Raw genomic sequence first — 7,860 nt, forward strand, 5'->3', positions numbered from 1 at the left:
AAATCTGGATGCCGGGCAGGCGTTGCGGCGGTACCACGCCCATCGCGCTAGCCTGCGCGCCCGGCGGCTGAACAATCGCCCGCCGGGTGGTTTGGATTGATTTCATCAAACCCAAATCAAAAGGAGAAAAGATATGAGTACCATCGAAAGCCGCATCGTCCGTTATGGCGAACTGAAGCCTTGTAAAACCGCGTTCATCGACGCCCACACGCCAGGTTCAGACCAGAAAGAGAACTTTACAATCATTGGCGGCGGCGTCAGCGAAAGCCCGGATCAGCACGTCCACATCACCGACAAGATCGGGTTCAACATCGGCGCAGCGGGGCAACCGCCGAAATGCCGCAACTCACTGCACAGTCACACTACCGCCGAGGTGTTCTTTGTTGCTAAAGGTCGATGGCGGTTCTTCTGGGGTCGTTATGGCACGGCGGGCGAGTTCATCGCTGAAGAAGGTGACATCTTCAACATCCCGACCGGCATCTTCCGCGGGTTCGAGAATGTCGGCCAGGACTATGGCATGATCATGTCGATGTTGGGGGGCGACGATGCCGGTGGCGGCGTGACCTGGGCGCCTCAGGTGATCGAGGACGCGCAGGCCCATGGCCTGGTGCTGGGCAACAATGGCGTTCTCTATGACAGCAAGAAGGGCGAGGAACTGCCGCACAATGTGCAGCCCATGCCATTGCTGACCGAGGAAGAACTGAAAGCCTATCCCGAGGTTCCCGTTGAGGCGGTGATCGGCAAATATGTCGCCCGCTACTGGGACCTGATGGCGCTGGCGGCGGACAAGCCTGCGGTTGTGATCGGTGAAAACGGCCTGATCAAGGACAAGCCAGGGTTCGAGGTTGATTTCCTGACCCGTGGCTCGGCCGTGGCCGAACAGGTCAAGGCGGACAAACCCGTGGTTCTGATGCCGGCCAGCGGCCATTGGCGCATCAGGATCAATGAGGTCGAGACCACCCTGTCCAACGGCGACACCGCACTGGTTCTGCCCGGCGAAAGCTACAGCGCCGAGCCGTCGATGACCGGAGAAGCGGGGCTGTATCGTATCACCGCAACCGACGATCCGGCAGGCGCGACCTGGACGGGTGCATAAAGCCAAAATTGCGTGTCCCGGTTTCATTCGGGGCGCGCTTAGCGCATCCAGCGCCGGGTTTCCGGCCCGGTGCTGGATCAAGATTTGGAAGGAGATGAAGACATGACCCGCGTTTCAACCACCCATGTGGGAAGTCTGCCACGAAATCAGAAGGTCGTTGATTTCATCTTTGCTCGCGAGCGAGAGGAACCGTTCGATCAGGCTGCATTTGACGCCTGCATGACCGCTGCCGTGTCCGAGACCGTGCGGAAACAAGCCAAGGCTGGGGTAGATATCGTCTCGGACGGTGAGACCTCAAAGATTTCTTACGCCACTTACGTCAAGGACCGGTATACCGGTTTTGCAGGTGACAGCCCGCGCAATGCGCCTGCAGACCTCAAAATGTTTCCCGGATATCTGCAACGTCTGGCGGATGATGGCGGCACGCCCCAATATGCACGGCCCATGTGCGTGGGCGAGGTGCGCTCAATAGGGCAAGTTGAGCTGCAGAAGGACATAGACAATCTCAAGGCGGCGATGACCGAACAAGGGGTCGCGCGCGGTTTTATGAACGCCGCCAGCCCAGGGGTAATTTCCCTTTTTCTGCAGAATGACTTCTACCCAACGCGCGAGGCCTATCTGGCCGCGCTGGCCGACGCGATGAAAGAAGAATATGAGACCATCATTGGTGCGGGTCTGGATTTGCAGCTGGATTGCCCGGATCTGGCCCTGTCGCGGCATATGCTGTTCACCGATCTGTCCGACGACGAGTTCGTGAAAATCGCCAACATGCATGTTGAGGCATTGAACCACGCATTGCTAAATGTCCCAGCCGACAAGGTGCGCGTCCATATCTGCTGGGGCAATTACGAGGGGCCACATTGCTGCGACATCGGCATGGACAAGGTGTTTTCGACGCTGATGTCCACCAAATCTCGCTATGTACTGTTCGAAACCTCGAACCCGCGCCACGCGCATGAATGGACGGTATTCCGTGACCGCAAGGGTGAAATTCCGGATGACAAGGTTCTTGTGCCCGGTGTGGTGGACACCACGACCAATTTTGTCGAACACCCGGAACTGATTGCTCAGCGTATCGAGCGGTTTACGAAAATCGTTGGACTTGAGCGTGTAATCGCCGGATCGGACTGCGGCTTTGGCACCTTTGCCGGCTTTGGTGCGGTAGATCCGGATATCGCCTACGCCAAGTTGGGCGCACTTGCCGAAGGGGCTGCCCTGGTCAAATGACGCCACTTGTCCTCCTGCCCGGAATGATGTGCGATGCGCGGTTGTTCGCTCCGCAGATTGACGCTTTATCAGGCAAATACCCGATCCTGTGCCCACCAATCGGAGGCCATGAAACGATGCAGGCGCTGGCCGCCGATGTGTTAGTCTATGCACCCAAACGCTTTGCTCTGGCGGGGCTCTCGATGGGCGGCATCGTGGGAATGGAAATCCTGCGTCAGGCACCGGACCGTGTGGCTGGTCTGGCATTGATGGACACGAACCCACTTGCTGAATTGGACGAGGTCAAAGCAACGCGCAGCCCTCAGATTGAGGCCGTCGGACGTGGCAACCTGCGCAAGGTTATGGCCGAAGAGATGAAACCGAACTACCTGACGGACGGTCCGCGCCGCGCCGCCATTCTGGATTTGTGCATGGACATGGCCATGGATCTTGGCCCGGACGTTTTCGTCAATCAATCCAAAGCCCTGCGTGATCGCCCTGACCAGAGCAACACTCTGCGCAACTTCACCGACACAGCACTCATTCTCTGTGGGCGCGACGATGGCCTGTGCCCCGTCTCAAGGCATGAGTTGATGCACGAGCTGATGCCACAAAGCCGGTTGGAGATCATCGAAAACGCCGGCCACCTGCCGACATTGGAACAACCGCAACAAACAACGGCGGCCCTGATCCGCTGGCTGGAGATGATATGAACCAATCCTTGCTGGACCTGCTGAAAAAGGTCGACACTCCGACTGTTTGTAACGCCATCGAAGTGGCGCAGGGCAAGCGCGGATTCAGTGAATTTACCTGGGGCACGATGTTGTGTTCTGATCCCGATGCGGGGGCGATGGTGGGATATGCCCGTACAGCGAAGATCGCTGCTGTGAGCCCGCCGTCAGAACCGCCTGAGGTGATCCGCCAACGTCGGATGGACTATTACAGGCATATGGCAAGTGGGAGTGGCCCGGCTGTCACCGTGGTTGAGGATCTTGATTATCCAGATTGCGTCGGCGCCTTTTGGGGCGAGATCAATACGACGGTCCACAAAGGCTTTGGCATCAGCGGCGCTCTGACCAACGGCGTGATGCGGGACCTCGGCGACCTGCCGGATGGATTCCCGGTAGTTGCAGGGTCTGTCGGGCCAAGCCACGGGTTTGTGCACGTAAAAGAGATTGGCACACCGGTGACAGTTTTCGGCCTTGTGATCAAGGATGGCGATCTCGTGCACGCGGACCGGCATGGCGCGCTGGTTATCCCGCCCGAAGTCGTGGGCAAGCTTGAACGGGCGATCATCAAGTTGCTTGAAACCGAAAAACTGATTCTGGATCCCGCCCGCGCAACCGGGTTCGATTTCGATGCCTTCGAAAAAGCATGGGCGGCGTTTGAAGCCTCTCGGACTTAAACTTGGGACCGTCTGGGTCTTCCGCAAGTTTCTTCGAGAACTGAAAGGATGGAACTGGAGAGGCGATTATCCTACCAGTTGGATAAACTGCTGAAACGGGCGGAGCCCAGGCGTGAATTGACCTTTGCGGATTATGTTGACCGGCATTGCCAAGTCATCAGAAGTGGATTGGAATAAGCGTGAGACCGCGCAATCAAGCCGATAGCCCGGTAGCATAACCTTGCCACAGCTTGAACGCGTCGGCGCTGACATGGCGGTAGGAGAGAGTGGAAAGGCGATAGCGGCGGGGGCGAAAGATCGTATTGATTTGGTTATGGGCGACGAGAAATCGTTGCTCTTAGGTTAGTGATTTAAACCGACCCATCATCTTTTCCCGCTTTTGCGTCGGCCGGTGTGACCCTTCGGTCCGGTTGTTGAGCCCCTTGTGCGCCCGATGGTCGGCGCCCGGCGCGATGACCTTGAACGGCTTGGTATAAAGCTACGCAGCTTGTCCGTGATAACGACACGTGGTTCGCCATAGGCAACAACAAATCGACCGAAAAAACGCTTTGCGGCTTTGGCATTGCGGCGAGGCTGGATCAGAATGTCGAGTACATCTCCATTGCCATCGATTGCACGCCACAGCCAATGTTTCACGCCGTTGATCGGGACGACCACTTCGTCCATATGCCATTTGTCGTGCGGCTGGGGCCGGTCTCGTCGGATACAATCGGCAAACTGAGACCCTAAACGGTTCACCCAAAGGCGAATGGCTTCGCGGCTGACGATCACGCCGCGCTCCCCCAACAAACCCTCCACATCTGCCGAGCTGAGCGCAAACCGATGATATGCCCACGCCGCATAAGCGATGATTTCGCGAGGAAAACGGAAGCCTTTCAGCCGCAGCAATGAAGTCGGTATGGTCATGTTACGCGCTATCCGAAAAGGACAGCGCGATCAACTTGGCAATGCCTGTTGCTCAATTCCTAGTTTGTGGGCCACGAGAATTGTTGACAAGGCCGTTATGCAAATGCTGTTTTCGTCAAAACCAAAAAGGTCATCATCCCCAGCGGTGGCAGGGTTCTTTGCTCTCCGACGGTCAGTACATCCTCTTGCAATACTGTGTCGATTTCGAAATCAGAATGCCAACCAATTGTGTTTGCAAGCGGGGCAAAAACCCGTTCAAGGGAAGCAATCAAACCCCGCTTTCGTTGGAAGTGGTTGGTGATTACCACTCTGCCGCCCGGTTTGCAGACCCTCGCTATTTCTGCCATCACCCTTTCCGGTTCGGGAACGACGGACAGCACATGCATCGCCGCAACCGTATCGAAGTGGTTGTCCGGAAAATCAAGCGAGCGGGCATCCATTTGCCGCAGCTCCTCGACGTGACTCAGTGATTGGGCTTCCACTTTGTCGCGGGCCTTTTTCAGCATCTCCTCGCTGAAATCGATCCCTGTCACCTGCATCTCGGGCTTGTAGTGTTCCAGTGACAGACCAGTGCCCACGCCGACCTCCAGTACTTTGCCCGGGTGTCTATTGATATAGTCAACCGCGTGCTGCCGCCCAACACAGGTGATGGCTCCAAACGTCTTGTCATAGACGGGCGCCCATCGAGCATAGGAGTTTTGAACGGCTTTTATGTCCATATCAGGTCCTTAACGGTTAGAAGAGACTTCCTTGCCACGCCAGGCCCAGGCAACCGTTCCCACATATCCAACGCAAAGCGCGATCAGCGTGACCCAGGGATAGGTCAGCAGCGCCGCGCCAACAACAGCGACCCCGATGAGAAAGTATTTTGCATTCTCGCGCGAGATCCGCGTCGTCTTGAAAGACCAGGTTGGTATCCGGCTGATGAGCAGCAGACCGATGACCACCATGTAAAGACAAATCAATATGCCGGGCAGCAGCGGGGCATCTGCAAAAGCGAAGGAAACATACATTGGCAGCATCACCAACAGCGCCCCCGCAGGGGCCGGGACCCCTTTGAAATAGGCATCGTTCTGATCACAGGCTTCGGATTTGCTACCCACGTTGAAACGGGCAAGGCGCATCACGCAGCATACCGCATAAAACAGGACGGCAAGCCACGCTGCGTTTTGAATATCCTGCAAGGCCCAAAAATGAAGAACGAGCGGCGGGGCCACTCCGAAGTTCAGAAAATCTGCGAGTGAATCTAGTTCCGCTCCGATTTTGCTGTCACTGCTGAGCAGGCGCGCAATACGCCCGTCCAACCCATCCAGCACGCAAGCAGCAATAATGAGCTGCACCGCAAGCACGTAATTGCCCTGTACACCAAATCTGATCGCCGTCAGGCCCGCGCATATAGCTGTTATGGTCAGCGCATTGGGCAACAAATGGATCAGCGCGAACCCGGTCTCTTCCTGCTTAGATGGTTTTGCCACAGATCCCACCACCTATTTTTGTTCAGGTGTGCGCAAACTAGCTAGGACGGTTTCGCCCGCAATCATCGTTTGCCCGACACGCACCTGTGGCTCGACACCATCAGGAAGATAAACATCCAACCGAGATCCGAACCGGATCAATCCAAACCGTTCTCCGGTTTGCAGCTTGTCACCGGGTTTTACGAAGCAGACGATCCGTCTGGCAACTAGGCCCGCAATTTGGACAACAGCCAGATCCTGACCGTTTGCCATACGAATACGCAAGCTGTTGCGTTCGTTGTCGGCACTGGCCTTGTCCAGGGATGCGTTGAAAAACTTGCCGGGGCGATAGGCAACAGCGGCAATCTCACCTTCAACTGGCGTTCGGTTTACATGGCAGTTGAAGACGCTCATGAACACGCTGACACGGGTAAGCGGCGCGTCGGGCATCCCAAGTTCGCTCGGAGGTACCGCCGCTTCGATCAGCGAAACCACCCCGTCCGCCGGGCTGACGATCAAACCCTCTTCCGTCGGCGGCACCCGTTCCGGGTCGCGAAAGAAATAGTAACACCAGATCGTGAGACCGACGCCAATCCAACCCAGAATGTCAGAAAGTAAAAACAGGCCGACAGCTATTGCGGCAAAGATTGCGACAAACCGAATACCTTCAGGGTGCATCGGTTTGATGAACGTATCGCGCATGCGCATCGCAAGCTTTCCCCCGATCAATTTATTGCACTTTCATAGGAGGATTGGTGAGGAACGCAAGTGTGACGAGCGCAGTCAGTTCATCCGTTGACGATATCTGATGCACAAACCTGTTTCGGCCAGTGCCGTCGCTTCTGGCCGACGATGCGTCCCTTGTTCCAGGTTGGTCGAAATGTGCAGACGCCTGGTAAGTTTGGGGTCGTTTACTCTGATCCACCAATCCGCCATCCTCTTCCAAGTGGCAATCCAATTTTACTGAACGCAGTGAGCCTCCCCAACTGAAGTGGTCCACCGTTATGGTTAAGAAAACGGAGGAACCACATGGCGAACAAGCGACCGAAGCCGGAAGAGATTGTCTCGAAGTTGCGACAGGTTGAGATATTGATGGGGCAAGGCATGTCCCGCCTGGATGCAATCCGGCAGATTGGTCTTGTTGAACAGACCTATTATCGCTGGAAGAAAAAGTACGGCGGAATGGGTACGGATCAGTTGAAGAAACTCAAGCGCCTTCAAAAGGAGAATGAGCGTCTTCGAAAGGCCGTCTCGGATCTTACCCTGGACAAACTGATCCTGACGGAGGCGGCCAAGGGAAACTACTGAGCCCCGCCCGTCGCCGTGCCTGCATCAACCATGTGCGCCGCAAACTGCGTGTCTCAGAACGTCCCGCTGCCCGGCAGTCGTTTGCAAAGCAAACGATGAGAGGGGGCGTGTCGTGTCCTGAAACAGCACCGATCCACACAGCGAAAGCTGCCGAAAGGTCGAACTGATGAGAAGCGCCTGGTGGCGGACATGATAGAATTGGCCCGCCAGTATGGCCGCTACGGTTATCGCCGGATCGCGGCTTTGCCGAGAGATGCGGGCTGGCAGGTGAATGACAAGCGCGTCGAAAGACCGCGTTGCACGAATAGCGCTTGGGCCGCATTTGCCCCTTTCCCCGGTTCGTTATGCGACACGTTCCTAGGTCGCACGACCTGGACGGGTCATGCGGTTGAGGGCTTTGACAGCGATGCGGGCTTCGGTTGTCTGGGTCTCCATGTTGCGGCTGCGCAGTTCCAGTCCGATGACCTGTTTGTATCGCCCGATCT

Annotated in this window: 7 protein-coding genes and 3 pseudogenes; 5 read left to right on the top strand and 5 right to left on the bottom strand. The window is 56.5% G+C overall.

Annotated features, from left to right (window positions below):
- Positions 1-133 precede the first annotated feature (133 nt).
- The 4 genes from ACR0BF_RS19525 to ACR0BF_RS19540 all read left to right on the top strand — a co-directional run bounded on the left by ACR0BF_RS19525 (position 134) and on the right by ACR0BF_RS19540 (position 3,707).
- Complete coding sequence (locus ACR0BF_RS19525; RefSeq protein ID WP_480625605.1) at positions 134-1,096, top strand: cupin domain-containing protein; 963 nt, start codon at positions 134-136, stop codon at positions 1,094-1,096.
- 102 nt (positions 1,097-1,198) lie between these two features.
- Positions 1,199-2,323: a cobalamin-independent methionine synthase II family protein gene (locus ACR0BF_RS19530; protein ID WP_480625606.1), complete on the top strand. Its 1,125-nt coding sequence runs from the start codon at positions 1,199-1,201 to the stop codon at positions 2,321-2,323.
- Positions 2,320-3,015 (top strand): alpha/beta fold hydrolase, encoded by a 696-nt coding sequence (locus tag ACR0BF_RS19535; RefSeq protein ID WP_480607614.1) that lies wholly within the window; start codon positions 2,320-2,322, stop codon positions 3,013-3,015. The genes ACR0BF_RS19530 and ACR0BF_RS19535 overlap by 4 nt, the downstream gene beginning before the upstream one ends.
- A complete protein-coding gene (locus tag ACR0BF_RS19540; protein ID WP_480607618.1) occupies positions 3,012-3,707 on the top strand; it encodes an RraA family protein in 696 nt (231 codons plus the stop codon). Before ACR0BF_RS19535 ends, ACR0BF_RS19540 begins: the two co-directional genes overlap by 4 nt.
- Before the next feature lie 66 nt (positions 3,708-3,773).
- Here ACR0BF_RS19540 and ACR0BF_RS19545 read toward each other — a convergent pair.
- The 5 genes and pseudogenes from ACR0BF_RS19545 to ACR0BF_RS19565 form a co-directional block, all read right to left on the bottom strand.
- Positions 3,774-3,848, bottom strand: a pseudogene (locus tag ACR0BF_RS19545) (IS6 family transposase); the annotation flags it as partial.
- A 52-nt stretch (positions 3,849-3,900) separates the two neighbouring features.
- A pseudogene (locus ACR0BF_RS19550) lies at positions 3,901-4,613 on the bottom strand (IS6 family transposase).
- 95 nt (positions 4,614-4,708) lie between these two features.
- Positions 4,709-5,332 carry a class I SAM-dependent methyltransferase gene (locus tag ACR0BF_RS19555; RefSeq protein ID WP_480520792.1) on the bottom strand — a complete coding sequence of 208 codons (624 nt, stop codon included), beginning with the start codon at positions 5,330-5,332 and terminating at the stop codon, positions 4,709-4,711.
- A gap of 9 nt (positions 5,333-5,341) precedes the next feature.
- Positions 5,342-6,088 carry a CDP-diacylglycerol--serine O-phosphatidyltransferase gene (gene pssA / locus ACR0BF_RS19560; protein ID WP_480495276.1) on the bottom strand — a complete coding sequence of 249 codons (747 nt, stop codon included), beginning with the start codon at positions 6,086-6,088 and terminating at the stop codon, positions 5,342-5,344.
- A gap of 12 nt (positions 6,089-6,100) precedes the next feature.
- Positions 6,101-6,775: a phosphatidylserine decarboxylase gene (locus ACR0BF_RS19565; RefSeq protein ID WP_480495278.1), complete on the bottom strand. Its 675-nt coding sequence runs from the start codon at positions 6,773-6,775 to the stop codon at positions 6,101-6,103.
- Positions 6,776-7,096: 321 nt separating this feature from the next.
- Between ACR0BF_RS19565 and ACR0BF_RS19570 the strand changes: the two are divergent.
- Positions 7,097-7,666: pseudogene (locus ACR0BF_RS19570) on the top strand (transposase); the annotation flags it as partial.
- Between the last annotated feature and the right edge of the window lie 194 nt (positions 7,667-7,860).

This window comes from Ruegeria sp. AG7, assembly GCF_056541545.1.

Bases quoted from the DNA above. Each gene is read 5' to 3' on its own strand.
- ACR0BF_RS19525 (WP_480625605.1), top strand. From the start codon at position 134: ATGAGTACCATCGAAAGCCGCATCGTCCGTTATGGCGAACTGAAGCCT.
- ACR0BF_RS19565 (WP_480495278.1), bottom strand. From the start codon at position 6,775: ATGCGCATGCGCGATACGTTCATCAAACCGATGCACCCTGAAGGTATT.
- ACR0BF_RS19555 (WP_480520792.1), bottom strand. From the start codon at position 5,332: ATGGACATAAAAGCCGTTCAAAACTCCTATGCTCGATGGGCGCCCGTC.
- ACR0BF_RS19530 (WP_480625606.1), top strand. From the start codon at position 1,199: ATGACCCGCGTTTCAACCACCCATGTGGGAAGTCTGCCACGAAATCAG.
- ACR0BF_RS19540 (WP_480607618.1), top strand. From the start codon at position 3,012: ATGAACCAATCCTTGCTGGACCTGCTGAAAAAGGTCGACACTCCGACT.
- ACR0BF_RS19535 (WP_480607614.1), top strand. From the start codon at position 2,320: ATGACGCCACTTGTCCTCCTGCCCGGAATGATGTGCGATGCGCGGTTG.